The sequence below is a fragment of the Paenibacillus vietnamensis genome (genome assembly GCF_020169515.1).
GTDB lineage: Bacteria > Bacillota > Bacilli > Paenibacillales > Paenibacillaceae > Pristimantibacillus > Pristimantibacillus vietnamensis.
Genome location: NZ_JAHMHW010000022.1, coordinates 48,377 through 75,105 on the forward strand (window position 1 = coordinate 48,377; position 26,729 = coordinate 75,105).

A 26,729-nucleotide genomic window follows, 5' to 3' on the forward strand; every position below is an offset into this window, starting at 1 on the left:
AAACGTTCTGTAAACGGTTTATTTTACAGTTTTTCCTGATCAGTCCACGATCTCCCCGATAAACCTCTCCAAGTACGACAGGTCCGTAATTTGCTTGTTGCAAGCCGTGCTGTCGACGCACATATAGTTGCCGACCGCCTTGTAATAATCCGGATTGCTTGCGGATCTCGCTTTGGAAACCGCCGTTACAAGCCCGACCTCCGCATGCCTGCTGCAGAGCGAGCATACGCCTTTGCTGCCCGTCGGCGTCAGTCTCGCTTCCACCCCGACGAGCCTAGCCGCGTGCTCATAAACGATGTACAGCTTGGAGGAACCGCCGTCGACCCAGCCCAAATAAGTTAACGCGGCGAAATTCACTGCCGCCAGCTCGGGCGCCTTCAGTTTTTTCACCTTCGGAAACAATTTTTTGAGACCGGCCTCCGTGACGTCCGGAAACGGCAGCACGAAGGCGGCAACCGCACTCAGCGCTTCCTCGTATTCGATCTTGCTCTTGCGCGCGAACAACGGCTCAAGCAGAAGCCACTGCTCCTCCGCCAGTACGGGAAACAGCTCCTTCACATGGGTTTCCGCCGAATATTTAACCGCCTCAATAACTTTCCGGTCCGCGATCGTATTGTATGTCTTCTGCACCGTTTCGGTATGCCGTTTTATGGCATTAAATTGATGGTTTTGGATAAACCTCTCCATATTGCTCCTCCTTCGGGACAGCCCCTTGCGCGCCGATCCGGTCCAAAATGCGGTGAAGCGCATCGACGGACTGCCCGCTTCTGCCGGATTCCCGGCGAATTTGCTCTTCCGATTGAATATAAGGCGCGTCCGCCAGCTCTGCGGACCAATGCCTGAACATTTCCTCCATGCAGGCCGGCGTCGTCTCGAGATGGAATTGCAGCCCCAGCACATGCTCCCGATAGGAAAAAGCCTGCACCCTGCAAGCCTCCGAGTAAGCCAGCAGCCTTGTCTCCTCCGGCAGCTCAAACGTATCGCCGTGCCACTGAAACGAGACGAACTCAGCGTCCAGCCCTTCCAGCCACGGATGGGATTCCTCCGTACGGAATACGCGGTGCCAGCCGATTTCCTTGTGTCTATTGCGGAACACGGGACTGCCGAGCAGCTCCGCCAGCATCTGAGCGCCGAAGCAAATGCCGAGCACCTTGATGCCGCGGTCGACCGCCCGCTTCACGAACATCTTCTCCTCCGCAAGCCACGGATATGCGGCATCTTCGTACACACTCATCGGCCCGCCGCATACGATCAGCAGATCCAGGCCGTCCAGCCATTCCCGGCGCACTCCCAGAGCCGGATCGCGGACCTCGAGGCGATGGCCGCCCTTCCTTGCCCAAGAAGCAAACGCATAATCATCGTCAAAATCAAAATGTCTAAAAGCCAGGATTCTCATTGTCCCGTCTCCTTCCGTACCTTCGCACGGTTTTTGACAATGATTATAATCCCGTTATTCAGGATAATGAATGGGAATTTCCCGAATATCGGGAAAACTGAAATTTATTTTGGCATAATCCGCTTGCTAGCTGCGGTTCAGCCTATAGCGGTATCCGAGCTCGTTCGAGATGCGCTCGGCGTATTTTTTGACAAGCTGGCTGTTCCGCTCGATCGTCTCTTCCGTGAACCGGAGCGTCGGGCCCGCCACGTTCAAGGAGCCGATCACCGTGTTCTCATAGGAGAAAATCGGCGCCCCGATGCCGGTCGTGCCTTCGGTCGCCTCTCCGTCCGTCATCGCATAGCCGCGTTCGTGGATGAGTGAAATTTCGTACTCGATATAGGACCGGGTCAGCGGCTTCAGCGACGGCGCCCGCTCCCAATCCGCCCCGTCCAATAACGCTTCCTGCGCTTTACGGGGAAGGTAAGCGAGAATGACCCGGTTCGACGCCCCAATATAGAGAGGCAGCTTCAGGCCGATCGGCTCGGAGATTTTTAAAATTTGCGGCGAGTCGACCGAATCGATATAGACGCCCTCCGCATTTTCGCGCGTGGCCAGGTAAACCGTCTCCTTCGTCTTGTGCGACAGCTCCTCCATGAAAGGCCGGGCTACGGTGCGCAGCATCAAGCTGTCCCACATCAGAAAGCCGTATTTCATAATCGATAGGCCGAGCTTATATTTCTTCGTCTTCGCATTTTGCGAGACAAAGCCGTGTTCCACCAATGAGCCTAAAATGCGATGAACGCTTTGCACCGGCATGTCGAGCTCGCGGCTGATTTCGGTCACGCTCATTTCCTTCTCGGTCCCTTGGGGCAGCAGCAGATCCAGCATTTGAATCGCCTTGGTTATGACGCCTGACATTCGCTTCCCCCTTTCTCCGGCTGAATGCGTTGGTCCGCCTTATGCCTCTATCATCTCATATTCGTGCGGCAATCGTAAATCCGCAGGCTTTGCGGGATAAGCGGCTTTTTTGAGCTGTGCCTGTCAACAAAATAACTGGATTGGATACCCTTATTTTTGAGGAGGCATCCATCTTTGGTGAAGTAGCTGGATTTGATGTATTTAATTCGCACCAACTGCCCAAAATCACGGTTATTCGTCGATTTATATACACTCCATACAGTTATTTTAGTTAGTTGGGGGAAAAAGCTGAAATTAGATGTACAAAATCCATTTATTCGTTTATTCAGCAAACTGAAACTCGAATACTGCTGTAACCATTCTCCCGTCGCAAACGTCTCTACATATAGCAAATAGAATCCATCATGCAGCAAGTACAATCCGACATGCAGGCCAGTCGAATTTACGAACCCCCTCATCCAGGAGGCGATGTCTGTTATGCGAAAGTTGATGCTTATTCTCGCGATTGTCCTGTCGTTCATGCTGACCGCATGCGGACATTCGGCTAAAGGCGGAGCCAGCGAGCAGCCGCCGGAACGGCCGCGGGAAGCCGATCCCGCCATCGCGGCGCTTTCCAGCACTATCGGAAATACAGATACGATCCGGCAATCCGGCATGCTGCCGCGCGACAAGGGGCTGGAGGCAGCCGGCGATTACGGGCCGCGTACCGGAAAATGGTTCGAAGGAGACGGCGGCTTTAATCTTATCGCTTCGTTTTCTGCCGGGGAACAAGAAGCAGGCAGCACGGTCGGCGCCGCTTTAAACGAAGTGCCGAAGGACAGGTCCGTCCGGTTTCAGCTGACGAGCCGGGATGAGGCCGGCAAACGGAAGGAGTTAATCGAAGAATACACGGCGGCGGAAGGGGATCCCGTATACGGGCGGGCTGATTTTACGGCCAAGCTGCCCACGGAAGCGAACGTAAACTATTTGTTGAGCATTGAAATTTTGACGGCCGACGGGAAGGTCGAGGATACCTTTTTAACCCCGCTGTATGTCCCGTATCATGAGCTGAACGTCAAGCTGACAGTGGATGCTCCGGCAAAAGGATCCGGCGAAACCCTTCTCCGCTTGTACAATGCAGGTCCGGCCTCTTTGTTTTTCGGATATGGCTATTCGATCTACCGCCTGGAGAAGGAGGGCTGGACGATCGTGCCGGACGACGAACGGGCAGTCGACGCGATCGGGATCCAGCTGGACCCAGGCAAAACCTTCGAGGAGAAGGTTTTCCTGCCTAACAGCCTCTCTCCCGGGAAATATCGCATCGCCAAAAGCTTCGACGGATACGAAACCGACTTAAGCACGCGGCTGGCGGCTGACTTCGAAATACGGTAGTTTTCTCAGACAAAAAAGAAAAGACTGCGACAGTGTGCGTCTACAGTCTTATATTTGCGGCCGAGAATCGGAGCAGAGCCGGCATTAAGCTGGCCGGCCGTTCAATTCCCTTCCTCCGGATACGGCTTGCGTCCGGCAAACCCGTCGTTCCAGCCGTGATAGTGGGTGGCTCTCTCCTCGCCTTCCTTCCAGCAGATCAGCACCTCTTCCCCGTCCAGCTCGGCCGGAAAATCGATCAGGCCGGGGCTGACCATTTTGAGCAGCACGCCTTTGCGCTTGAAATTTTCAATGAGGAGATCCGTTTCCATTTTCATAAATTCCAGTCGGCTTTCCGTTTCGAAAAAAGGGTCATGCTTCCCGTCAGGCGACTGAAACGCCTGCTTGTGAATCGCTTTCATTTTCTGGTACTCCAGCAGCAGCGTCTCAAACTTGCCGGATGCGTCCTGCAGCTGCCGAAGATCCTCCTTCAGCCGCGGCAGCAGCGCGTTCGCTTCCTCCAGCGTGAACAGCTTCTTGACCACGATTGATCACTCCTTTTATATTAATTTTGGCTATGGTCTATAGCAGGATAGTAGCAGGCAATACTAGAATGGGTTATGAATCTATATTAGAGGTGAACGCATGCCAATTTCAACCTATTCCGAGTTTATTCAGCAGATAAAACACTATAAAATTTTTCCGTTTTCCGATTTGATCCCCGATCACCCTTCGCTGACGGCGATTACCGCCGATAACGCCTGGCATACCGGCACAGAGCTTGATCCCTGGCTGTGGCGGGTCCGGGTCGTTAAGGACGAGCATGCGGCTTATGCGAAATTTTTCGGTTCCAAGCTGACGTTTATCCAAACGGAGCTGTTCCCTTCCGTCAGAGCGCTGCTGGCGAAGGGCAAAAGCCCTCAGGAAAGGTACAGGGACGGCATGATGTCGCAGCACGCCATCCATCTGTATTCGATCATCGCGGAGGCCGGCACAATCGACTCCCGCCAATTGCGCAAGGCGTCCGGCCTGACGGACAACGAGCAGAAGAAGGAGTATGAGAAGGCGCTTGTCGAGCTGCAAAATTTTGCGGATATCGTCATTACGGGGGCGCAGGAGGCCGATTTCGAGGGAGGCTGGAGCAGCATGTGCTTCGAAAGCTCCGAGCACTGGCTGCAGGAGACGCTGGGCAGACAGACCGATCCGCAGCGGGAGCTCGCGGACATCCGGGCAGCGGTACAGGAGGAATTAAGCGGCGTTTGTTCGGAGAAAGCGATGAAGTATTTGGGCAAAAAGCTGGGGTGGTGAGCCGGGAGCCGGCACGCCTTTAGGAGTCAAATAATAAAAAGGGCCAACTGGCTCGACGAATCGATCGCTGCCGGATGGCCCTGCTAGTATATGTTGCCGTCAATGTCGGCTTCCTCTCGCAGCTGGAATGCACGTTTTGCATCAGAAGACGAGTGAGGTTGTATGGCGGAGTGCTCTGCTGCAGTTTTTGCAACAGAAGCACCGGAGATTCGCAGCTGCACCTGATTATGACCAGCTTCTACTGCAGGGAATGCAGCAGAAGCTGCGCCTGAGCACGCCATGTAAGGTTTTGGATGTACTTTATACAGCAGAACGCTGACAACCTCCCGCCTACCGCCTGCCTCATCCGCAACAATAATAAACTTACAGCACAGCTTCCGTTCCGAACGCCTTCGGGCCGCGCGGCCGGTCGCCCCACTCGTCGGGCTCCAGCGTAATGCCGATCCGGTCGTAAGCCAGCTCCTCGGCACCGACCGCCATCGTCAGCAGGCCGACGCCTTTGTCATCGACTCGGAACGTGCCCGCGCTTGTGCGCACTCCGTCCCGGACAAGCCACACCTGGTAGGCCTCCTCATCCTTGGTCTCCTGCGCCCCGAACACATAGACGACGAACTGCCTGCTTTGCCCGTTATCGACAATGCAGGCGACGCCGTACGCATTGGTTTTCCCGCCGGGCTCCGCCTTCAGCATGTTCAGCTGTACGATCTGGGAGGCCGGTACTTCCAAGGCCTGCTCAATCGTCGGCACGGCCGGCTCCCGCTCTATCCAGGGATTAGGCCACAGCGTTCCGGCGCAAAAAACAACCGCCGCCGCCGCGACAGCAAGCGCCGGCTTCCTCCAGCCGCTGACTTTTGACCCCCTGCGCCTTGGCGCGGCCTTGGCCGCTGTCATAATCCGTTCCTTCAAATCCCGCGGAGGTTCGAGCAGATCCATATCCGTAGGCAGCGCCTCCCATACGATTTGCCATTCGGCCAGCTCCTGCCTGCAGGAGCCGCAGCTTTGCAAATGAGCTTCGAATGCCGCTTTTTCCTCTTCTGTGCAGGCGCCGGATATGTAGTCGAGCAATCCGCCGCAATCGTTGATGTTCGTTTCGCCGCTCATCTCATAGCTCCCCCTTTGCCGCCAGATGCCTTCGTAATATTTTCAAAGTCTGATGAAGCCTGTTCTTTATAGTTCCAAGCGGCTGGTCGTACAGCTGCGACAGCTCGCTTAAGCTATACCCCTGCCAGTAAAAATGCTCGAGCAGCGTCTTCTGCTGCTTGGATAAATGCAGGCAAGCCTGCTGAATTTGCTCCCGCACGGAATCGCGGACGACATGCTCCTCGGGCGACAGCGCATGAGTGTCGGGCAGCTCCAGAAGCCTTTCCTTCGTCAGCTGAACGAGACCGCTGGCGTTTCTTCGCTGTTTGCGGATAAAGTCCGTCGTGATGTTGCGGGTTAACGTCAACAGCCAGCTCGTAAAACGTCCCTTCTCGGGGTTGTATTCCGCTTCCGTCGTCCACAGCCGCATAAACACCGCCTGGGCGATATCCTTCGCGGCGGCTTCGTCCCGGACCGCTTTATAGGCGAAGGAATATACAAGCGCCCCATACCGGTCATAGAGAACGGACAGCGCTTTATTCCTGCCCTTCCGGATGAGCTGCATCAGCTCGTGATCGGTCAGATTATTCATCGAATAGCCCTCCACGACAGGCTTGTTTTGTTCATCTTATCAGAAGAGGGAGCAGCCGTGAACAGCTGCTCCCGCACTTCTTATTTCACGACGATCGTTCCCCGCATGCCGGGATGGGGCTGGCAATAGTAGCCGAACTCCCCGGTCTTGTTGAAGGTTACCGTCTTGCTTTCCTTTTGCGCCAGCAAACCGGTGTCGAACGACCCGTCATCCGCGGTAGCCGTGTGGCTGACCTCGTCTTTGTTAATAAAAGTTACGGTATCGCCTTTGGAAATTTCCAGCGTCTCCGGCGAGAAAGCGAAGTTCGTAATTTCGACCGTATGAGCGGTCGCCTTCTCCGCCGGTTTGGCGGTTGCCGGCGCCGGTGCCTCGGAAGCCTTTGGCGTCGGCTTCGCAGACGGCGCTGCGGACGGCTTGTCCGACTGATGCGGCTTGTCCGTTTTTTCAGGCTTTTCGGTTTTCTCGGGTTTCTCGGTTTTTTCAGGCTTTTCGGTCCGCTCCGGTTTTTCCGTCGAAGCCGCCGTTGCCTCCGGACTTGACGAAGGAGAGGCCGTACCCGCCGCTTCCGTCGTCGCATGAGCGCCGTGCCCGTCCGAGGCTTCAGGGCTTGCCGAAGGAGCTGCCGCTGCGGATGACTGAGGCGTTTCCTGCGCCTGCCCTGCCGCCGGAGCATCCGTCGACGCCCCGCAGCCCGCTGCAAACAGAAGACAAAGCATTAGAACAAGCCAGCTATAGATGCGGGCTTTCCTTCTCATGGCCTCACCCTCCCTTTACAATGATTTGCCCCGTCATAAACGCCTTATGGGGCTCGCAGAAATAATTATAGGTTCCCGGCTGATCGAAGGTGACGGTAAAGGAGTCGCCTTTGGCCAGCAGCGGTACGGAGAAGGAGCCGTCCAGCGCAACCGCGTTATGCTTCATTTCGTCGAGGTTCGTGAAAATCACCTTCGATCCTGCTTCTATCGTAAGCGGCTCGGTGCCGAACGAAAACTCCTTGATGTCGATCCGGTACGTCTTCATTTCCGCCGACGCGCTCGTTCCTTCGAATTTGGCCGGGTCGACCGTGAACCAGACATCTCCCACACCTTGCCCTAACAAATCGCCATGCGCTTTGTCCTTAATGAAATAATAGAGCGGGAAGCTTTTGAAAGAGGCTTGCTTGCTTCCGTCGGAGCGGGTAACCGTGCCGATGTCATCTGCGTCCACCGTAGTCGGGACGCCGGCTGCCGTAGTCGAGTACGCCGGCCAGTTAACCAGGCAATTGCCCTCGCAGACGCTGCTTCCGCGCGGATCCTTATCGAAATAGTAGAGCGCCCGGCCGTAATCGTCCGTCAAGTAGAGGCCCGCCGTCTTTGATGCGCCGATCATAACCGCATAATCGGATTTCGCCGCAAACCAGACTCCGCCTACCGCTTCGCCGGTCACGTCTCCTGCCTTGCTGTCCTTTACGAAATAATAGAGAGGCCAGTTTTTATAGGTAAGCTGCTTCGTGCCGTCCGTGCGGGTCAACACTCCGAAATCGGCTTTATCCAGCCAGGCCGGAATTTGCAGGTGCTCGCTGTAGAAGACAGGCCAGTTTTTCAGGCAATCCGCCGTGCAGGAATTAACGTCCTCCGCATCCTTCGAGAAAAAGTAGAGCGCGCGGTCGTTTTGATCGGTAAAATAAGTCCCCAGCTTTTCATTGCGGCCAAGCTCGATTCTCTCCCCCTGCGGCAGCTCCGCACCCGGTGCAATGACGCCGCTTGCCTGCAGCGAATCGAACAGCGTGCCGCCTTCCTTCGTACCGGCCGATAAAGCTTCGACGATCGCGGTTGCCAAATGCGCGTTGACCAGGGACGTATTCCCGGCGATGCGGTCTATGCCCAGCGTTGCGGCAAACGGCTCCGTATCCCGGTAAGCAAAGTCCTGACTGGACCGGTAGCCGAGGTTTTCCAGCAGCACCTTGTACAATTGCCGGGAGCTGATTCGGGTATTCGGCTCGAAACGGTTGCCGCCGGTGCCCTGCCAGCCCAGCTCCGGATGGTTCTTCAGGTAGGCCAGTATGGGCCGGTTAGCCTTTCCCGCGCTTCCTTCGTCCGAGAACGTCGTGCCGCCGGTGAAAGCCTGCGCCTCCTGCAGCTTGCCGTTCAGCCGGAGTGAAATGATGGCGGCCTGCATTCTCGTCGAGCTTTTGCTCAGATAAGCCTCGCTCATGCCGGAACCGTCGCCGATCAGCAGGCCCAGCCCGAACGCCGTGTCGGCGTCGGATCGGATGCCCGCCCCCGCTTCCGCGGACGCCGTGCCGAGCGGTCCCGCAACGAACGTCAAACACATGGCGGAGATTAAAGCTATTTTTTTCAAATGCGATAACATAATCATTTCCTCCCTTTTTCATAGGTTCATATAGAGATAACGATGAGGGAGAAAGAACGGTTTGACGCGAAAATAAAAAAATTTGCCATAACGTATCCTCTGTCCTCGCCCCCCGCTAATAGAGCGTTTTCTCCAAAAATAGCGGATTCACGGTCCGCTGAACGCGCCGCAAACAACCAGGCAATCCGGCGCTGAGCGAGAGCTGAACTCGAGTAACCAAGCGGCATTGAGGCTGTCCGGCTCATTTGCTCATCCCCGCCCATGCGATATAATAGGAAAACCACCATACCGAAGGAGACCAGATATGGACATTACCAACATCGAAATGAGATTCATAGACGAGGATACGGATCAGCCGCGCTACCAGTTCGACGGGGAGGCGCTCGAAGAGCTGATGAAGAGCATCGCGGAGCTTGGCCTGCTGTCGCCGATCAAGGTTCGCACGACGGGGAACGGACGGTACAAAATCATCTACGGGAACCGCCGCTACAAAGCCAGCAAAATGCTGGGACTCAAGTCGATCCCCTGCATTATTTCAGCGGCGACGGACGAAACGGAAATTTATCTGGAGCAAATTGCGGAGAATTTGACGCGGGAAGGCTTCTCGCCGATCGAGGAAGCCGAGGCTTTCCATAAGCTCATGAACGAATCGAAATTCAGCTGCTCCGTCAAGTTTTTGTCGGGCAAGCTCGGCAAGCCGGAGAGCTACATCAAAAACAAATGCGAGCTGCTCAAATTCGGCAATGCGGTAAAAAAGCTGATCGTCGGCGGCACCGAGATCCGCAAGGACAGGCTGACCGAGGGCCAGCTGCTGCCGCTGAAGGATTTGCCGATCGAGCACCGCGACCCGCTTGCGCTCATTGCGGCCCGGGACGAGCTGCCGGTAAGCGACGTGAAGAAGATCGCAAAGCTGTTCAAGGACAAATCGATCTCGGACAGCACCAAGGACAAGCTGTTGTTCAAAACCGGCAGCGGCCTCATCGAAACCTGGGCCACGTTCGAGCAGAACAAAGCCGAGCGGGCAAAGCCTGCCGCGGAGCCGAAGGCGCCTGCGAAAGCGGCAAAAACGGCACCGGCGGCAGAAGCGGCGGAAACGGCGACGCAGACGGAAGCGGCAGCGGTTGCATCCCCTGCAATGACGGAACCGCAGCCTGCAGCAGCGGTGTTTCAGGCCGCGACTGCGCCGGTGCAGCCGGCGGAAGGCCAACCGGCGCGTGCCGCGGCAGCGCCTATCGCGCTGAAGCTTCGTCAGCTTGCGGCGGCAATTCCGGCGTTCAGCGAGCTGCCGTCCGAGGTGCTGCAATCCGCGCGCGCCATCCCCGCAGGCGAGCAGGAGCCGTTCGTGAACGAGGTTGATGCGTTCATCGCCAATCTTGAGCGGCACCTTTCGGAATGGAAAGCCGTTCGTGAGCTTGCCAAAGAATCGGCGGCTGCCGCCGGATCCGTTAAGCTGTAGCGAGTGCCGAGTACCGGCGCCTTACCTGCGATGCCGCGGCGCCCCCCAATTCCACCTGCCCAGCAGCACCATGAGCGACGGCATGAGAACAAGCCGGATCAGCGTCGCATCGATCAGAATGGCCGCGGCAATGCCGATGCCGAGCTGCCTCACGCCAGCCACCTGCCCGAACGCGAACGGCGCCGTTACGGCGATCATGATGGCCGCCGCCGACGTAATAATCCGGCCCGTCGCGCCGAGGCCGGCCACGACCGCATAGTCGTTGTCCCCGGTTTTCCGGTATTCCTCATAGATGCGTGAAACGAGAAACACCCCGTAGTCCATGCTGATGCCGAACACGAGCCCGCATACAAACACGGGAATCATGACGGCGATGCCGCCCGGCTCAAGGCCGAAGCGCCCATTTTCGAACAGCCAGGTTAACAGGCCGAAAGAAGCGCCGATCGTAAGCAGATTCATCAGGATGGTTTTTACGGCAATGACGACGGAGCGGAAGGCGAGCAGCAGTACCGCAAAATTGGAGGCGAAAAGCAAGAGCAGCACATATCCTGCGCTTTGCCCGATCCGGTCGAACACCTCCTGCTCGTACTTCGCCTCTCCCCCTACCATAAACGGCAGCGGCCCTTTCTCCCCTGCTTTGCCCCACTCCCTAGCCCAGCTTCTCGCTTCCGCCGACGACGGAGCTCCCCGAATCGTCGCTTGCAGCAGCAGTCCGTCCGTGGATAGCGCCGCCGCCTGCACTCGCAGTACCGCGGGATCCTCTTCCAGACGCCATAGGAGCAAGCCTGCTTCTTTTTCCCGGCCGTCCCCCGTTAATTCGCCTTCGGCAACGATCCAGATCCGGGAGGTAGACGGCGGTTCAAAATAAATCCGGTACGTCTGCGCGGCGGCACGCGATTCATAGGCTGGCGGCAGCGAGGAGTCGTCCGGAACGACGAGGCGCATGCCGCCAAGCGGCAGCAGACAGGCAGCCAGCAGCGCAGCCGACAGCAGCGCAGCAGCGGCTGCCCGGTTCGCGACGGCGCGGGAAAACGCGTGCCTGACGGGCGGCTGCCCGGCTGCCGCTGGCTGCGGCTTCCCGTCCGGACGGAGATGGGGTACGGCAAAAGCCAGCAGCGCCGGCAGCAGCGTGAACGTCAGCACCACCGACGCCGTCAGCACGGCCATTGCCCCAAGCGCGATCGACGAGAACATCGGCAGCGGGATCCAGACGAAGCTCAGCAGCCCCAAAAAAACGCAAGCCGACGATACGACGACCGCCCGCCCCGCTGTCCGCATCGCAGCCGATAAGGCGGCGTCCGGACTGCTCCTTCCCAGCTCTTCGCGGAACCGGCTGACGAGCATAAGCGCAAAATCGATGCTGAGCGCAAGCCCCACCATCGGAATGACGTTTATGACGAAGCTGGAAAGCTCCACCCCTTTTGCGCCGAGCGCATAGAGAAAACCCATCGCGAGTAAGGTTGCCGAAATGCCCGTCAGAATGGGAAGCAAAGCGGCGGCGAAGCCCTTCAGCGTTTGCCGCATGACGAGAAACGCGACCGGAAGCCCGAACAACTCGGCACGGAACAAGTCCGCATGGCTCGCCGCGTTCACGTCCGTCTGGACGACGGGCTTGCCCGTGATCCGGATGGAAATATCCTGGTGCCCGGGAAGCGACCTGCGCAGGAGCTCCAGCGTGTCCTTCATCCGGCTCGAGGGTACCGCCTCCGTTAACAAGGCATACGCGTAATTTCCGTTCACCATGTCCGGCCGCTCAAGCGGCGATGCCGCACTCGTCAGCCCGGGAACATGCCCGGCCGCATTCAGCGCTTGACGGATAAATCGCCGGAGCTCCCCATCGGACACGCCCTCCGCTTTCTCGAACAACAGCATAACCGGCTCATCCGGTATGCCGAAGCTCTTGGCCAGCATGCGCTGCACTTCTGCGTACTGGCCTTGCGGCGTCAGCCCGTGATCCCCGAGCACAGTGACGAGCCTGAAGGCGTATGGCGCCGCAACGATCAGCGCGGCGCACCACAGCAGTATCATTCCGAGCGGAAACCGGAAGGACAAACGTGCCAGCCGTTCCATTACCATCGCAAAGCCCCCTGTTCCGCCGCAGCCTTATGTCCGGAACGGCTTCAGCCTCGTGGCCCGGACGAGCCCCTGCGCAAGGCCGGGCGCCAGCATCGCCGCGGCTTTCGCAAGACCGGCCGCCGCCGGCATGCCGAGCAGTCCCTGAAGCATGCCGCCTAAGCGAAGCGGCCCGTCGAACTCCGAGCGTACCGCATGCGCGTATTCGCGCTCCCAGCCGGCTATGTCGATGTCCCCTTGCAAATAACGGTCGGCAAGCGGAGCGCACAAGGCGGACGAACGGAGCGCCATCGACATGCCGCCGCCGCAGAGCGGCGCGATCATCGCGGCCGCATCGCCGAGCAGCGGCACCGTATCCCAGGTCCGGGGCCTGACCGCAAGCCGGACGGGGGCGACCGCCGCCTGAGTGCCTTCGACGGGGACGGCGCCCGCCAGCCTTAGTGCCAGCTTCGGATTTCTGCCTGCAGCCTCCTCCAGATACGCCGTCACGGACCTGCTTCCTTTGGCGAACGCCCCTTGCTCCAGCAGCGCCGCGGCGTTGACCGTCCCGTCGCCGACCGGGCATAAGCCCAAATACCCGCCGCGAAAAAAATACATTTCCACGGCCGGCTCTATCTCCAGCCCGCGAAAATGCGACTTCACTCCCAGGTAGGCTCGCCGCCCGCGTGGCTGGGGCCGAAAGCCCGGCAGCCCCGGGCCTGCATTCGCTCCCCAGGCGGCTATAACGGTTCTCGCCCGATACCGGACCGGCTTGCCGGACCGTTTGGCCTCGATGATATATCCGTCTGCGCCGGGATAGATGGCCGTAACCGCCGTCCCGGTCTCCAGCACCGCACCGGCCTGCCCGGCGGCCCGGTGCAGCGCCCCGTCCAGCTCATATCGGCTCAGCCCCCAAGCCGTGCCGGGCAGCTCGAGACCCAGCTCCGCGCCGCCGTCAAACACCATCCGGGTCTGCGGGATCAGGCAGGGCTTGAGCGCCGCGACTGTTTCGTACAAGCCGAGCGCCTGCAGCGTGCTTTGCGCCTCCGGAGACAGAAATTCCCCGCACACCTTGTGCCGGGGAAACGTCTGGCGGTCCAGCAGCAGCGTCCTCCAGCCCTTGCCCGCCAGCGCCCCCGCCAGACTGCTGCCCGCAAGCCCCGCTCCTAGCACCGCCGCGTCAAAGCTAGCCTCCACCGCTTTCACCGCCGTTTCCGCCCGCCGCTTTGCGGAGGATGACCGCATACCGGAACAGCGGCCTCCAGGCAAATTGCAGGCTCTCAAGGCCGGGCTCATCGCGCAGCTGCCGCCAGTCCCCGCCGCGAAAGCCCTTCGCCACCGACAAAGGCCCGTCATTCCGGATGTACCTGCTCGGGAACAGTCGGGTCGCCACCCATACCGCGGTCCAAGCTATCCCGTGCCGGTGGATATCGTTAATGACAACGCCAAGCCGTGATGCTTTCAGCATGCTCTTAACCGCCGCCGGAACCCTTTCCTTCTCAAAATGGTGCAAAAACTGCGTCCCCGTCACGATATCCGTCCCCTCTGCGGAAAGAGTAAACAAATCCCCGCGCTGCACCTTGACGCGGGGCTCCCCCGCGAACAGCCGCCTGGCCTCCGCACAGGCTTCCTCCGTCATATCGACAAGCGTAACGGTCAGCACAACCCCTTGCTTGTCCGCCCACTTCAGCAGCTTGCGGTTCACGTCGCCCGAGCCTGCCCCGATGTCGAGTATCGACAGGCGGGCCGGACTGCCGGCCTGCCTCCACAGCCGCTTCACGCCATACAGCGTCGGCGCGGCTGCAAAGAACAGCCGGTTGAGCAGGCGCAGCTGCCGCAGCGCTTCGCTTAGCTCGGCTCCGCCTGCCGCGGCATCGTCCATGAGCTCGGCCGCCTCCGCCCGGCTGCGCAGCTGCCTAAGCATGCTGGCCGTCCGCCTGCAGCTCCGGCGTTACGGCGGACGGCGCGTACGCGATCTTGATCAGCTCGGCCGTCAGACCCGGACCGAACGCAAGCGCGAGCCCTTCCGCACCGCGCGAGCCCTTCTCCTGCTGCTGCCGTCTCATCGCCTGCAGCACGAACAAGATTGTCGCGGAGGAAACGTTGCCGATTTCGCGAAGCACGCCGAGGCTCGGCTCCGTCTGCTCCTCCGTCAGTCCGTACCGGGCTTGCAAAACCTCGATAATCCCTTTCCCGCCGGGATGGACGGCCCACAGCTCCTGAGCCTCTCCCCCGCACAGCCGCTCGATTTCGGCCGGAATCCATTCCCCGATCAGCCTCGGAATGCCCGGCGACAAATACAGGTCGAAGCCGTAATTGCCGACCTCCCATACCATTTCTTCCGCGCCCTCCTGCAGCAGCACCGAATGCTGCTCGCCCAGGCGGAAGATCGGACCGTGCCGCGCATCGGCCTCCGCGACGACGCAGGCGGAAGCTCCGTCTCCGAAAAAGGACGTCCCGAACAGCGAATCCCGGTCGCCGGTGGGCTGAATATGAAGCGTGCAAAGCTCCACGCAGACGATCAGCACGTTAGCGCCGGGGCTCGCGGCGACAATCCGCTGTGACAGGCATACCGCCTTCAGTCCGGCGGCGCAGCCGATAAACGTAAGCGGGAGCCTCTCCACGCTAGGCCGCAAGTCCAATTCGCGCACAAGAACGGTGTCCAGGCCGGGAAGAAACTGCCCCGTGCAGGTGACCGTGATGAGATGCGTAATATCGGCGGCGGCCGTCCTCCCGTCGGCTAACGCTTGTCTCGCCGCGGCGAGCGCCAGCGGGACGGATTCTCTTTTGTATATCGCCATTCGTTCGGAGGTGGAAGGCACGTCGCCGGTCAGCTCGCGCGGCAAATACCGGCAAACATCCGCCTCCTCGAGCAGATTCGGCTCGCAGGTATAGCGGCTTTCCACGCCGCATTGCTTGAATATTCTTCTGGCCCAGCGCGCCGAATCCGGCTTATCGCTTAAGGCGTCGACGAGCCGCCTTGCCGTATCGGCCTGGTCGATCCGGTAAGGGGGCAGTGCCGTACCTATTCCCACTATTGCGATATTTCCCTCATTTTGCACCATTTCCGCCCCATCCTTTCCTTGAAACGGACAAGTAGCGTCCTGTCCTATTTATACGGCCCCGCCGCTTCAAATATGACTGCGGCGACGGAGCAAATACACAGGCCCCCTCCAGGACGGGCAAGGATGCCGATAGCCCGATGCATAGCAATGAACCTCATTGCCGTTAATTGCTCCCAAGTGAACAGTTTTGAAAACTAATGAACCTAAAAAGCGCTATTATGCGAATAATGAGGACAGTCAGAGGTTTTTCATCACAATAACGATTGTACAGTTCATTAGGCATAAAAAAGGGGCTCAATTCACCGAATAGGGATTATTCGGTTCATTAGCCCAAATATATTTGATGACGTTCATATTTAACTGTCATGGAATTCGCATCCGGATTCCGTTAAGAACGTATCACTTCTAGGTAAGCAGCCCTAACGAGCGAGGTGTCGTCATTGGCCATCAAAATATCGAAAATGAACACATCAAAAGGGAATATTCAATATCACATAAGCGGGAGCGGAGGACCCCCTATCGTCCTCCTTAACGGCGGATCAGGCCCCATCGAAGGATGGATGAAAATACTGCCCCGGCTTGCGGAGTCGGCTGCCGTATTTGCCTACAATCGTCTTGGCGTTGCTGGCAGCGATAAACCTCGGGAGCCCCAGGACGGACTGACGATCGTGGAAACGTTGCGCGAAGCCTTAAAAACGGCAGGGCTTGAACCTCCATTTTTGCTGGTCGGACATTCGTTAGGCGGGTTGTATGCCAATTTGTATGCCCGGCTTTACCCGCACGAAGCGGCAGGCGTCGTCTTTCTGGAAGCCAGCCATCCTAAAGATTTGAGCCTCGATCAATATCAGGGCAAAGCAATCAAAACGATAAACAAAATGTTTTCGATGTTCGATTCCTTCTCTTCCCACAAGCAATTCAACGAAGTTCATTTCGTTAAAAAAACGGCGGAGCAAATCCGGGCGATCGGGCATTTTCCCGACATCCCTGTGTATGTCATTACGGGCGGCAAAGAAAGCCGCATGATGCCGGAGATCGTTCGTCAAAAACGATTGGAGCATCAGCTGGAGCTGCTTTCCTTGACTCGATCCGGCAAACATATTACCGCGGGCAGCAGCGGACATTTCCCGCAGCTGTCCGAGCCGGACGTCGTCATCGGTGCGATTAAGGATTGTATCCGGCAAATCAGCTCAACCAAACTATGAAATATATGCTACCCCTATGAATCTCCATATCTACCAAATGTACCGTAATGATAAATCACCAAATCCTCTTAGCTTTATGACAAATGTCCTTCCACTTGGTAGAGGAAGAGCATAGACATTTGGAGGTGTTGATTTTGGCGAGCGGCAAGATCCCGAAAAAAGCATCCGTGAGTAGAGGGAGTAAAATCGATGAAAACCTTTCCGCTGCCGGCCCCCCGGATACGTTCGGTCCGGAGACCCAGATCGGCTCGGCATTCATAACCTTAAGGCGAATCAAGGTCATTTTTGTGAAGTTAACCACCTCGCCGCCTCCAGAAGATCCGCTGCAACAAAATCGGGAACTGCCTGCTCGTACCATTTGTGACGATATTTATCCAGCGACTGCTTCCCCCAGCCCGTCTTCACCAGCACTCTTCTTGCCCCGACGGCGGCAGCCGCCAGCATATCGGTTGAACCAACATCGCCAATAACAGCGCAGCGGGTCAGATCAAGTCCGTGCTCTTGCGCCGCTTTCCGCAGCATGCCGGGCCGCGGTTTATGACACTCGCAGCCATCCTCCGGTTCATGGGGACAAATATACGCCGCATCGAAACCATACGCTTCAAATTCCTGAACAAATTCCATTTCCGTCGCGCGCCCCTTGGCAATGTTGTGCTGATTGGTGAGAGCAAAAATTTTTATCCTATTTACCTTTAATAGACTTAACGCTTCCAAAGAATACGGAAACAGCTTAAAGTCGCGAGGATGAATGAAATGGCCGGTTCCGCCCAGCGTTCCGTCCCGATCCACAAACACGGCTTGAATGGCTTGCAAAGCAATCGCCTCCCGAAGAATGTTAGGTTCGTTCCTGCATGTGAATGATCGATCTACAGCCGAATCCCCCTTAATAATACCAGGGCCATCCTTAGAAAAGCATTTAACCAGGAGGCAGGCGATCTGCTTGTTCTTCCGACAAATCGAAACGTTTCCGCTTCACGTGGGATTAGGATTGCGGACCGAAATGCCTAACCACCACATTCCTGAACGTCACGCTACCTCCGTCCGAGAATAAAGTGATGCCTTTGTCGCCCGGCTTCGGGTAAATTAAGCTGGAATACACGATCCCGCCGTCGTCGATAAACACCTCGACACTTGTTTTATCCACGAAAACAGTAAAATGGGCATACTTCTTGCTCCGGTCAAACGGAGCCCTGCTTTCCAGAAGCCTCCCGCTCCTGTCCGGATGGCCTGTGTACGCCCGATTGACGTAGGAATAGCCTCCCTCTACAAAGACGCCGACATCCACATGGCGGCTTTGGTCCGCCGATTCACGAAGCCTAAGTCCGGCATTTCTAATCTCCGACCAGGACAAATCGGCGTCCAGCCGGTACGAGTCACCCGTCACATTCAGCGTTTTGGAGCCGTTCACCTCGATTCGCTCAAACCGATCCATACGGCCGGCAAGCCGGTTCAACGCTTCGATCGGCTGCGATACCAATCGATAAGAATCATTGCCGCCGCGTTTCAATCCGATTTGGCGGACGATCGAATCCGTCCCGTTAAAGCCTTCCTTCAGCGTCGGCGTTTCATGAGGGTAGCTCCAATTGTTCATCCACGCCATCGCGTAACGATGCTTGAATTTATCATCCGCTCTCCCGTCTTCAAACGTCACGGCGCCGTACCAGTCGAAGCCGTAATCCAGCCAGCCCGGCTCCCTATGATCCGGGAAAAATTCCATGCCGTTGAAGCTCCCCGTCCAGTAAGCGTATGTGTTTGGTTTGCCTGATGAGGTACCGTTTGCGCTGGCGCCGAGAACCCACTTCATGACGCCGTCATCCGCCTGCATCAAATAAAGATCCGGGCACTCCACAATCCCGATATTTTCCGTCATAAAGTCGCCCGTATACCGCCACTCCTTTAAATTCGAGGATTCATAAAAGCCGATTTTTGTTCCTTCCGCCAAAGCCATGACCCATTTATGTGCGGGAGGATACCAGACGACTTTCGGGTCTCTGAAATCCTTCGAGCCGGGATTCGGCAGCACCGGCTTGTCGCCGTACGGAGCGAACGTTTTTCCTTTATCGATGCTGTACCACAAAAATTGCTCCTGCTTTCCCCCGTCTGCGGAGGGCTGTGTGACGATCGCGATAAGGGCTCCTTCGCCAAAGCCGGCCGTTCCCAAATCGTCTGCAACGACCGAGCCCGACCACGGATCGCCGTTCCGGTTCGTATATTTGGGAATGGCGATGCCTTCGTCCTTCCAATGCACCAAATCCACCGATGTCGCATGCCGCCACTCCGTGCCGTTGCCTTTGGGATAATCGCGATTATAGAGATAATAGTAATGATAGCTGCCGTCCATATAAATGAGCTTTTGCGGGTCATTTTTCCACCTGTCCGGAACGGTAAAATGATAGTTCGCCCGATACGACTGCTCCAGCTCGGGCTCAGGGACTGACTCCTCTTTTTTCGTTGTATGACGGACCAGCAGCGCAAGCGCCAGCAGCACGTTTATCACGATTAGAAGTACGATGATGCTCCTTCTTGCCGCAGGCTTATTCATCGGTAAACACCTCTTTTAAAATAAGAAAATGCCAATTCGAAATTGGCATCTTCTTGTTTTCGCTTATTCTGTTTGTTGTTGCTTGATGTTGTTACTTAATCGTAATTTGACCTTGCTCCAGAAGGCTGTCTTTCACGACAGACGTTTTCGAGCCCTTAATGTTCAGCAGGAAGCTCGGCGCGAATGTGGAGTGGCGATCTTCAAAGTAACCTCTGTTTGTCATGTAGCTGGTAACGACTACGTTATTACCTTTCACTTGCGGAATCGCAAAGTGAGCGTACGTCCACGTTACATCGTATGGATTCAGGTCCTGATGGAGGACGAGACCCGTGTCGTTAAGCGGCTTGTAAGGTCCGGCCAGGGAATCCGACACGTAACCGAACATGTAAATATCTTCTTTGTCGACGCCCTCTACGAACATTTTGGCTCCTCTGGAGCTCGTGAACAAATACCATTTGCCGTTCAGCTCGAATACGTTGGCCCGTTCGATTTCGTCGGTAACCGTGTTTGAAGCTAGGAGCGGCTTCATTTCTTTCTTGAACGTGAAGTCGTCATTCAATTCGATGATGCCGAGCGCGCCGTTCGCAAGCTCCGCATACTCTTTGCTCGGGCTTTGCAGCAGCCAGTTTCTCTCGGACTCGAAGAACGCTTTATTGCCGCCGTAGTAAGCACGGTTATTGAAGGAGTCCGCACCCTGATAGCCGGTTTTTGTGCCCGTGTTCGCTTCGAATACGAGGTACTTGCGGCCATTTTCTTCTACGTAGTGAGGGTCTCTAAGCGTATGGTTGTCACGGAAATCCCCGCCCCCGAACGCTTGGTCAACGGTTTGGTAGATGGAGCCGTCTCCGCCGTCATAGATGGATTTGAAATCTTCGACGCCGTCGATTTTCAGCGTGCTGAGATCAGGCTGGGATACGTTAATTTGCGCCGTCGTCAGCGTTTGCTTGCCGTAAAACCCGCGAGCCGGATCCCAAGGATGGCGGTTCGTGTAGAACAAGCGGACCTCTCCGTCCTTCGTCATCGTTGCGGAGCCCGACCATTCTTCGGCCTGATTGTTCAGAATCGTGTCGTTCGGGCCTAGTTTGTCGGTGTCCTTGAAGACGCGGCCGGCATTTTTCCAGCTGTCGATGGAGTTGTCGGACGCTTTTTTATAGAACAAGTAGATGAACGTGTCGGAGCCTCTTTTTGGATCTCCTGCCAGACCGAACACAATGTGATAGCCTTTGTAGTTGGCTACGGTGCCGTCCGCATTTTGCAGCGGCCAAGTGTCCCAGACATCCAGATCGATTTTGTTGCCAAACTCGTCGTACTTCACAGCCGCAGGAATGTTTCTGATTTTCGAAGCGTCAAATTGCGGCACTTTGAACTGCTCGCTCTTCTGCTGCTCGGGCAGCTTCAGCATGTCGGTACGTTCGATGTGGGAAAAGCCGTAGCTGTCCTTAAAATCCGTTGCACTTCCATTCGCGAAGGCTTGAGCTCCGCCGCCTGCGAGCAATGCTGCCGCAAACGTTACTGCTGTCACTTGCTTTGCCAATTTCTTCATTTTTTCTCACCTGCTCCTTATCTGCATCCTATTTTTTCTTGCTTACCTAGTATTTTATAGAACAAGGAAAAGGAAGAACATGTCGCAGATTGATCGATTCGCAGGCGTAAATTGATCTCTTATTTTTGTACAGCTTTCTCCCAGATTCTTTGAAGCTCCCTTAGCAGCTGTTCCCGGTTAAGCTCTTTTCCTACATAAGCCTGCATCATATAACCGTATTCTTCTCTTACTCTTGGAGGAAACTTGAACCAGTTCCACGTCAGCGTCTTCTTCTCGTCAGCATAACGGACAAGATCGTTCACAAGCGGCCCCGAACGTAACGTGCCGATATGTTTAAACGCCGATATATAATGAAACCGATCTCTCATAAACGATTTGCCTTGTTTGGAAGTAATCATCCAGTTCAAAAACTTTTTAGCTTCCCGCTTCTTCTCCGGCGAAGCGTCTTTATTAATAGCCCAGTTATTGGATATGCCAAGCGGCAGAGCATCGTTTCCGGCATCGTCATTGATCGAAATCGGCAGAAAACCGATATTCATATGCGGGGTGAGCTGGTCGAGCTTGAATTGCACCCAATTCCCCTGCATAAGTATAGCCGCTTCGCCGGCGGCAAACCGCTTCACTTCGGTGCTGTAATCGGTCGTTAGATAATCCGCGTTGCCGTATTGGACAGTCAGATCGATCGTGCGCAGCAGCTCCTCGAACACCTTGTTTCCTTCGATCGTTTGCGTCCCATCGTACAGTCCCCGAATGAAGGAGTCCGGGTTGTCCTGGCTGGCAAAGGCGATATTGAGCAGAAGGATGAATTTCCAGCTGTCCGCATACCCGACCTCAAACGGGAGAATGCCGGCAGCGTGCAGCTTCTCCACCGCCGTCCGCAATTCGGAAAACGTCTTAGGGGGCGTGCCGATCCCGGCCTTTGCGAACAAATCCTTATTATAAATAAAGCCGTAGCCTTCATAATTATAGGGCATTCCGTACGTTTTTCCGTCTATCCTCATCGGCTCAAGCGCCTCATCGCGCACAAGGCTTACCCACGGCTGGTCGGACAAGTCCTCCAGGTACAGCCTCCATTCGTGCGCCTCCTCGTAACCCCCGTTCGGAAAAATATCAGGACCTTGATTGGAAGCGAACCGGGCTTTCAATTCGGTCAAATAGTCGGACCCTCCGCCGAAGGTTAGAAGCTTCAGCTCCACATTCGGATTTTCTTTCTCGTACTCCCGTACCATCTGCTCGAACTGAGTGGAAATTTCCACTTTGGGATTCAGAACCTCCAGAACGAGCTTCTGGTCCGCAGCTTCGGGAGACGGTTCGTCCGCCCGCGGAGCGGCCTTCCCGCAGGAGGAAAGGGAGACGGCTAGCAGCAGTGCCCCTATGCTGTGAAACATCCTGTTCTTCATAATTCCTCCCTACCCGATACTCTCCAGATTATCCTCAGTATGGCTGTTCCGGTATTCCAGCGGGGTCATGCCGACCGTTTTTTTGAACAGCTTCGAAAAATAGGTTTCATCCTGGTAGCCCAGCTTTAAGGCAATGGAATACATTTTTTCATCCGTTTCGCGCAGCCACTGCTTGGCTTGCTCGATTCGAAGCTGCATGACGTAGCTGGACAGAGTAGTGCCAGTCTCCTGCTTGAACCGACGTGAAATATGCTCGCGGCTCAGGAAAAACCGGATCGACAGCTTTTCGAGGCTTAATTCCTCCATGTAGTGGCCGTCCACAAATTGGACCATGTCCTGCATCCTTCTCTTGTCCTCCAAATCGGTCAACCGATGGATGGCTCTGAAGCTTTGATCGGCCATGGCCTGCTGCGCGGCCAGAAACGAGGAAGGCAGCTCCTCCAGCGATTCCACCCTATGCCCGCTGACCAGACGGACCGGAATATCGAAGTGATGGGTCAACCATTCTTCAATCGGGAACAACTGCCCTTCCGCAAACAGAATCAGGCAGAGATTGGAGTCGTTTTGCAGCGCATAGGCGTTTCCGGAGCCCCGCCCTATCAGTTCATCTCTTAATTGCTGAATATAAGGCTCCGGATGGTGGGTTTGGTAAAAATAAATCAAGGCAAGCCCGTAAGCATCCGCTTCCGGCAGAGAGGAGGCAATTTCGCCGCAGTCAAAGGTTTTCCCGCTGCATGCGAAAGTAACCTCCCTGTCCAGACAATAACGCCTGACTTCTTCGTGGAGCCCCGGCTCCATGCCGCGGCGTTCTTTCTCTTCCTTTTTCCACGCTTCTATCGCATCTGCCAGCACTTTATTCAACACCTCTTCTTCAACCGGCTTCAGCAAATAATCGAAGGTGCCGAGCTGAATCGCTTTGCGCATGAAGGTGTATTCGTCAAATCCTGAAATTAAAATCACTTTTCCCGGATAGGAATGGGATACGAGCCATTCGATCAAATCCATGCCGTTCTTTTTGGGCATTTTCACATCCGTCATAATGATTTCCGGCTTTTCCCGGTCGATCAGCGCCTGAGCCTCTTCTCCGTTTCTCGCTTCCAAAATATCGGTAATGCCGTGTTCCTCCCACTTCCCCATAAACCGAATAATTTTCCTTACGTGAGCTTCATCGTCTACGATAAGAGCTTTCATATCGTCCATCCTCCTTGAGGTAGAGTGGAATGACCAGCCGCACCCGAAAGCCGGTTCCCTGCATTGAATCCAGCTCCATGCCCGCCGCTCCGCCATAATTGAGAACAAGGCGGTCATGAATATTTTTAAGTCCGATATGTTCATCGGTACGGCCGGCCTGCGCGTAGATCGACTCGCGTAAAGCGGACCATTCATCGTCGGTCATGCCGAAGCCGTCGTTTTCAACGTCAAGATATAAATTCAGGTTCCGGATGCAAGCGGAAATACGCAGGCGGGCTTGCTCGCCGTCCTCTTCATAGCAGTGCTTGAAGAAGTTTTCGACAAGCGGCTGCAGCACCATGCTCGGCACTGCAAGATCAAGTGCTTCCTCGGGAATGTCGATGGAGCAGCCGAAGCCGGCTTGAAACCGCTCCTCCTGAAGCGTCAAATACGCTTTCACGTAATCGATTTCGTGACGGACCGTCGAATGCTCCTCCACGCGAATCGCGTAGCGCATCATTTTGGATAAGGAAGTAATTAACCGGTAGATTTGCGGGACGCCCGACAGCATGGCAACCGTGCCGATCGACTGCAGCGAGTTGTACAAAAAATGCGGGTTAATTTGCGATTTCAGCGCTCTGTGCTGGTTTTTCCGGTTCTCGATTTCCAGCTTGTATTCCCGGTCGATATGGAGATTGATCCGGTTCATCATCTCTTTGATATGCTTTTCCAAATGTCCGATTTCGTCTTCCCTCTTGTCGTCAAACGGCGCATTCATATTTCCCCCTTCGATGCTCAGCACCTTTCGGCTCAGCAGCTTGATCGGCCTTGTGATCTTATAGGAAATAATCGCGATCATAAGTAAACCCAGCAGCCCGACGACGACGCCGACAACGATGTTGGTATAGGCGGTTTTCCTCGCATCCTTGAACAAAATGCCGCTGGACGAAAGCTTCACGAGACGCCAATCCTGCACCGGTCCTGTCAAGGTTTCCGAGAGGATAATATCGCCGTCAGGCGAATAGACGCTTGTCCCCGGCTGGTCGAGCTTCTTTTGCAGCCCGGCCGGAACCGGCCCCCCGATCATCGCTTCGTCGCTCGCATAGACGACCAGGCCGTTCGAATCGGACAGCAGAACGGATTCCCCTTTATTTTGAATGAAATGATCCGCTATTCGGGCAACCTTGCTCAAATCGATATCGATCGTAATGACGCCCAGAAACTCTCTTGACAGAGCGTTCCGGATTTTATGGTGCAGCGTTAAGACCATCGTTTTGTCGGAAGCCGGGATGACGGAGGTATCGTTGTAATTGACGATAAGATGAGGAGGCTCGATCGAAAAGCTCGAATCGGCGTTCATCAGCTTCTGAATGGGGGCCTGCTGCATCAATTCCGGCTGGCGCTTCCGGAAGCTGATCATGGAATTGTAAACGGTGAAAGAGTTCTGGCCTTTATCCATATAGAACCGGAGCTGTTTAATTTCGCTCCTCATCAGATAAAAGGTCGCCATTCCTTTGTTAATCTCACGCTGGTTGCGGTATAGCGAGCCTTCAAAGCCGTTCTCGAAGATGGCGAACAAGTCGGGATTCCGGTACAAAATATAAGGAAGATCGACCATATCCTGAAAATAATGCTCCAGATCCTCCGACGTCTGCTGCATTTGATCGCGGCTGGACTCCAGCTCGTGCCTTTCCACGTTCTCTTTCGTCTGTCCGTAAATAAGCAGCACGGACAAAAAATACGGAAGGATAATGAAAACAAGCAGCATGATCAATAAGCGGCTTTGTATGCTTTTCACAATAATGCTCCTTTGATTGACTTACGGCTTACGGCATAACTATTAAATTCTAGCTCCTAGATTATATATTAACTTCGGACTAATGGATTATTTTCAGACGGTGGCAATTTCTTCTGTTTTTTGGAAAGCGGTAACAATCAACTTCTAGAAATGTAATGATTTTGAAATCTAATTTACATCTCGTCTTAACGAAAGCCGCTTATAATGAGAACAACCCCCCTTTTTTAATAGATATCATTGAAAGACCCGCAGCTCGGAAGCTGCGGGTCTCTTTTTGCGGATCGGCATATCAGTTGTCGTGATTTTTGTTTTGCATTAGCTGCTTCACCAGGTTTTCCGACGCTTCTTCGTTAATCGAATTCTCCGCCGAAACACGCTCTATTGCACTCTGCGCATAGCTTGTCGCCGAATGATTCAAATTGGTAAAGGCAACCGGCTGCTTACCCGTTTTGGAGTTTCTTAGCTGATCTTGCTTCAAAAGGCTCCGACCTCCTTCTATATTGACATTCAATATATTTTGGATGGATCCCTTGGAAAATATACATCTTTTGGATGGCTGCCTTTCACACCGCTAAGATCCGGACGGCACCAGCTCCACGAGCATCACTTCCGGCCGGTTGAACAAACGCTGCGGAACAACGCTGTTGCCAAGCCCCCGGCTGACGATGAGGACGGCTTCATCATGCTCGTATTTGCCCGCATCATACTTCGGCAGAAAGCCCTGGCCGGGAGCGAACAGTCCGCCGACAAACGGAAGCCTGACCTGGCCGCCATGCGCATGGCCGGAGAAAATGAGGTCCATTCCGCGCTGCACGTAGACCGGGAACAGTTCGGGGCGGTGCGACAAAAGCACGGTGTATGCGCCAACTCCCTCTTCCTCCGTCTCCGCCAGCGCCTTCGTTAAAGACTCGTTCAGCTTGTCGGCGTCTCCGTCGGCATGCCGGTTAAAGGTCGGATCGTCGATGCCTGCGAGACGGATTTCTCCATCGCCAAGCGGGATCATCTCGCTTTCGTTCCGGAGCACCTGCACGCCAAGACGATCCATTCCCTTTTCGAGAGAATCAAAGCGGCCCGATGACCACTCGTGATTGCCCGTTACGTAATAGACCGGCGCAAGCTTCGTCATCTCTTCCATCAACTTGAGGCTGATTTCGGCATCATACTTCCGGCTGTCCACCAAATCTCCGGTAACGACAATGATATCGGGCTTCAGCTTGCCCACCTTACGGGCCAGCCGCTTCTGCCCCCTGCCGAACTCCTTGCTGTGCAGGTCCGTCAGCTGCACGATCCGGAACGACTCAAAGCCGCCCGGCAGCTTGGACGAGCTGAGTTGAAACCGGGTGACGGACAGGGCATTATTTTGATAATAGAGAAACATAACGACTAATATGACCGAAAGGATGAGGTACATCCAGATGCGCCGTCTGCGCTTCGGCTTCTGCTCCTTCACCATGTGCCCCCCCTTTATATGTAGCTCTGCTGTACTTATTGCATCAGAAACCTGACATTGAGCGCGATTGGGCGGA

General features: G+C 55.6%; 24 protein-coding genes. 4 read left to right on the forward strand and 20 right to left on the reverse strand.

Annotated elements, in window-relative coordinates; translation table 11 throughout:
- Nucleotides 1–39 precede the first annotated feature (39 nt).
- The 3 genes from KP806_RS24610 to KP806_RS24620 all read right to left on the reverse strand — a co-directional run bounded on the left by KP806_RS24610 (nucleotide 40) and on the right by KP806_RS24620 (nucleotide 2,296).
- A complete protein-coding gene (locus KP806_RS24610; protein ID WP_224726405.1) occupies nucleotides 40–687 on the reverse strand; it encodes a FusB/FusC family EF-G-binding protein in 648 nt (215 codons plus the stop codon).
- Nucleotides 656–1,396, reverse strand: a complete 741-nt coding sequence (locus KP806_RS24615; protein WP_224726406.1) for a type 1 glutamine amidotransferase — start codon at nucleotides 1,394–1,396, stop codon at nucleotides 656–658. The genes KP806_RS24610 and KP806_RS24615 overlap by 32 nt, the downstream gene beginning before the upstream one ends.
- A 126-nt stretch (nucleotides 1,397–1,522) precedes the next feature.
- Nucleotides 1,523–2,296 carry an IclR family transcriptional regulator gene (locus KP806_RS24620; protein ID WP_224726407.1) on the reverse strand — a complete coding sequence of 258 codons (774 nt, stop codon included), beginning with the start codon at nucleotides 2,294–2,296 and terminating at the stop codon, nucleotides 1,523–1,525.
- Between the two features lie 477 nt (nucleotides 2,297–2,773).
- On the opposite strand from KP806_RS24620, the gene KP806_RS24625 reads away from it, so the two are divergent.
- Nucleotides 2,774–3,667, forward strand: a complete 894-nt coding sequence (locus KP806_RS24625) for an immunoglobulin-like domain-containing protein (protein WP_224726408.1) — start codon at nucleotides 2,774–2,776, stop codon at nucleotides 3,665–3,667.
- 101 nt (nucleotides 3,668–3,768) lie between these two features.
- Here the strand turns inward: KP806_RS24625 and KP806_RS24630 are convergent, their stop codons facing one another.
- Nucleotides 3,769–4,188 carry a DUF2203 domain-containing protein gene (locus tag KP806_RS24630; RefSeq protein ID WP_224726409.1) on the reverse strand — a complete coding sequence of 140 codons (420 nt, stop codon included), beginning with the start codon at nucleotides 4,186–4,188 and terminating at the stop codon, nucleotides 3,769–3,771.
- Nucleotides 4,189–4,288: 100 nt separating this feature from the next.
- Here KP806_RS24630 and KP806_RS24635 point away from each other — a divergent pair, with 100 nt between their 5' ends.
- Nucleotides 4,289–4,951 carry an AlkZ-related protein gene (locus KP806_RS24635; RefSeq protein WP_224726410.1) on the forward strand — a complete coding sequence of 221 codons (663 nt, stop codon included), beginning with the start codon at nucleotides 4,289–4,291 and terminating at the stop codon, nucleotides 4,949–4,951.
- A 363-nt stretch (nucleotides 4,952–5,314) separates the two neighbouring features.
- Here KP806_RS24635 and KP806_RS24640 read toward each other — a convergent pair whose 3' ends face one another.
- From KP806_RS24640 to KP806_RS24655, 4 genes are all read right to left on the reverse strand, one after another.
- Entirely contained in the window at nucleotides 5,315–6,052 is a 738-nt protein-coding gene (locus tag KP806_RS24640; protein WP_224726411.1) for an anti-sigma factor, read from the reverse strand.
- A gap of 1 nt (nucleotide 6,053) precedes the next feature.
- The gene (locus KP806_RS24645) at nucleotides 6,054–6,623 is read right to left on the reverse strand and encodes an RNA polymerase sigma factor (RefSeq protein ID WP_224726412.1); all 570 of its coding nucleotides are present in this window, start codon (nucleotides 6,621–6,623) and stop codon (nucleotides 6,054–6,056) included.
- Nucleotides 6,624–6,703: 80 nt separating this feature from the next.
- Complete coding sequence (locus KP806_RS24650; RefSeq protein WP_224726413.1) at nucleotides 6,704–7,378, reverse strand: plastocyanin/azurin family copper-binding protein; 675 nt, start codon at nucleotides 7,376–7,378, stop codon at nucleotides 6,704–6,706.
- Between the two features lie 4 nt (nucleotides 7,379–7,382).
- Complete coding sequence (locus KP806_RS24655) at nucleotides 7,383–8,975, reverse strand: plastocyanin/azurin family copper-binding protein (RefSeq protein ID WP_224726414.1); 1,593 nt, start codon at nucleotides 8,973–8,975, stop codon at nucleotides 7,383–7,385.
- A gap of 304 nt (nucleotides 8,976–9,279) precedes the next feature.
- Here KP806_RS24655 and KP806_RS24660 point away from each other — a divergent pair, with 304 nt between their 5' ends.
- Complete coding sequence (locus KP806_RS24660) at nucleotides 9,280–10,431, forward strand: ParB/RepB/Spo0J family partition protein (protein WP_224726415.1); 1,152 nt, start codon at nucleotides 9,280–9,282, stop codon at nucleotides 10,429–10,431.
- A gap of 21 nt (nucleotides 10,432–10,452) precedes the next feature.
- Here KP806_RS24660 and KP806_RS24665 read toward each other — a convergent pair whose 3' ends face one another.
- Genes KP806_RS24665 through KP806_RS24680 form a run of 4 tightly spaced genes read right to left on the reverse strand, consistent with a single transcriptional unit; the run spans nucleotide 10,453 to nucleotide 15,548 of the window.
- Nucleotides 10,453–12,507: an MMPL family transporter gene (locus KP806_RS24665; RefSeq protein WP_224726416.1), complete on the reverse strand. Its 2,055-nt coding sequence runs from the start codon at nucleotides 12,505–12,507 to the stop codon at nucleotides 10,453–10,455.
- A gap of 27 nt (nucleotides 12,508–12,534) precedes the next feature.
- Nucleotides 12,535–13,689 carry an NAD(P)/FAD-dependent oxidoreductase gene (locus KP806_RS24670; protein ID WP_224726417.1) on the reverse strand — a complete coding sequence of 385 codons (1,155 nt, stop codon included), beginning with the start codon at nucleotides 13,687–13,689 and terminating at the stop codon, nucleotides 12,535–12,537.
- Entirely contained in the window at nucleotides 13,670–14,407 is a 738-nt protein-coding gene (locus KP806_RS24675; RefSeq protein WP_224726418.1) for a methyltransferase domain-containing protein, read from the reverse strand. Before KP806_RS24675 ends, KP806_RS24670 begins: the two co-directional genes overlap by 20 nt.
- Nucleotides 14,400–15,548 carry a type III polyketide synthase gene (locus tag KP806_RS24680; RefSeq protein WP_224726419.1) on the reverse strand — a complete coding sequence of 383 codons (1,149 nt, stop codon included), beginning with the start codon at nucleotides 15,546–15,548 and terminating at the stop codon, nucleotides 14,400–14,402. The genes KP806_RS24675 and KP806_RS24680 overlap by 8 nt, the downstream gene beginning before the upstream one ends.
- A gap of 461 nt (nucleotides 15,549–16,009) precedes the next feature.
- On the opposite strand from KP806_RS24680, the gene KP806_RS24685 reads away from it, so the two are divergent.
- Nucleotides 16,010–16,750, forward strand: coding sequence for an alpha/beta fold hydrolase (locus KP806_RS24685; RefSeq protein ID WP_224726430.1), 741 nt, complete (start codon nucleotides 16,010–16,012; stop codon nucleotides 16,748–16,750).
- A gap of 279 nt (nucleotides 16,751–17,029) precedes the next feature.
- Here the strand turns inward: KP806_RS24685 and KP806_RS24690 are convergent, their stop codons facing one another.
- The 8 genes from KP806_RS24690 to KP806_RS24725 form a co-directional block, all read right to left on the reverse strand.
- Entirely contained in the window at nucleotides 17,030–17,563 is a 534-nt protein-coding gene (locus tag KP806_RS24690) for an HAD-IIIA family hydrolase (protein ID WP_224726420.1), read from the reverse strand.
- A gap of 169 nt (nucleotides 17,564–17,732) precedes the next feature.
- Nucleotides 17,733–19,292, reverse strand: coding sequence for a glycoside hydrolase family 32 protein (locus tag KP806_RS24695; protein WP_224726421.1), 1,560 nt, complete (start codon nucleotides 19,290–19,292; stop codon nucleotides 17,733–17,735).
- Between the two features lie 91 nt (nucleotides 19,293–19,383).
- Entirely contained in the window at nucleotides 19,384–20,835 is a 1,452-nt protein-coding gene (locus KP806_RS24700) for a glycoside hydrolase family 68 protein (protein WP_224726422.1), read from the reverse strand.
- 119 nt (nucleotides 20,836–20,954) lie between these two features.
- A complete protein-coding gene (locus tag KP806_RS24705; protein WP_224726423.1) occupies nucleotides 20,955–22,235 on the reverse strand; it encodes an ABC transporter substrate-binding protein in 1,281 nt (426 codons plus the stop codon).
- A gap of 9 nt (nucleotides 22,236–22,244) precedes the next feature.
- On the reverse strand, nucleotides 22,245–23,426 hold the full coding sequence (locus tag KP806_RS24710; RefSeq protein ID WP_224726424.1) for a response regulator: 1,182 nt from the start codon (nucleotides 23,424–23,426) through the stop codon (nucleotides 22,245–22,247).
- Complete coding sequence (locus tag KP806_RS24715) at nucleotides 23,401–25,203, reverse strand: cache domain-containing sensor histidine kinase (protein WP_224726425.1); 1,803 nt, start codon at nucleotides 25,201–25,203, stop codon at nucleotides 23,401–23,403. Before KP806_RS24715 ends, KP806_RS24710 begins: the two co-directional genes overlap by 26 nt.
- A 289-nt stretch (nucleotides 25,204–25,492) precedes the next feature.
- A complete protein-coding gene (locus KP806_RS24720; RefSeq protein WP_224726426.1) occupies nucleotides 25,493–25,681 on the reverse strand; it encodes a hypothetical protein in 189 nt (62 codons plus the stop codon).
- A gap of 93 nt (nucleotides 25,682–25,774) precedes the next feature.
- Nucleotides 25,775–26,656 carry a metallophosphoesterase gene (locus tag KP806_RS24725; RefSeq protein WP_224726427.1) on the reverse strand — a complete coding sequence of 294 codons (882 nt, stop codon included), beginning with the start codon at nucleotides 26,654–26,656 and terminating at the stop codon, nucleotides 25,775–25,777.
- Nucleotides 26,657–26,729: the final 73 nt, after the last annotated feature.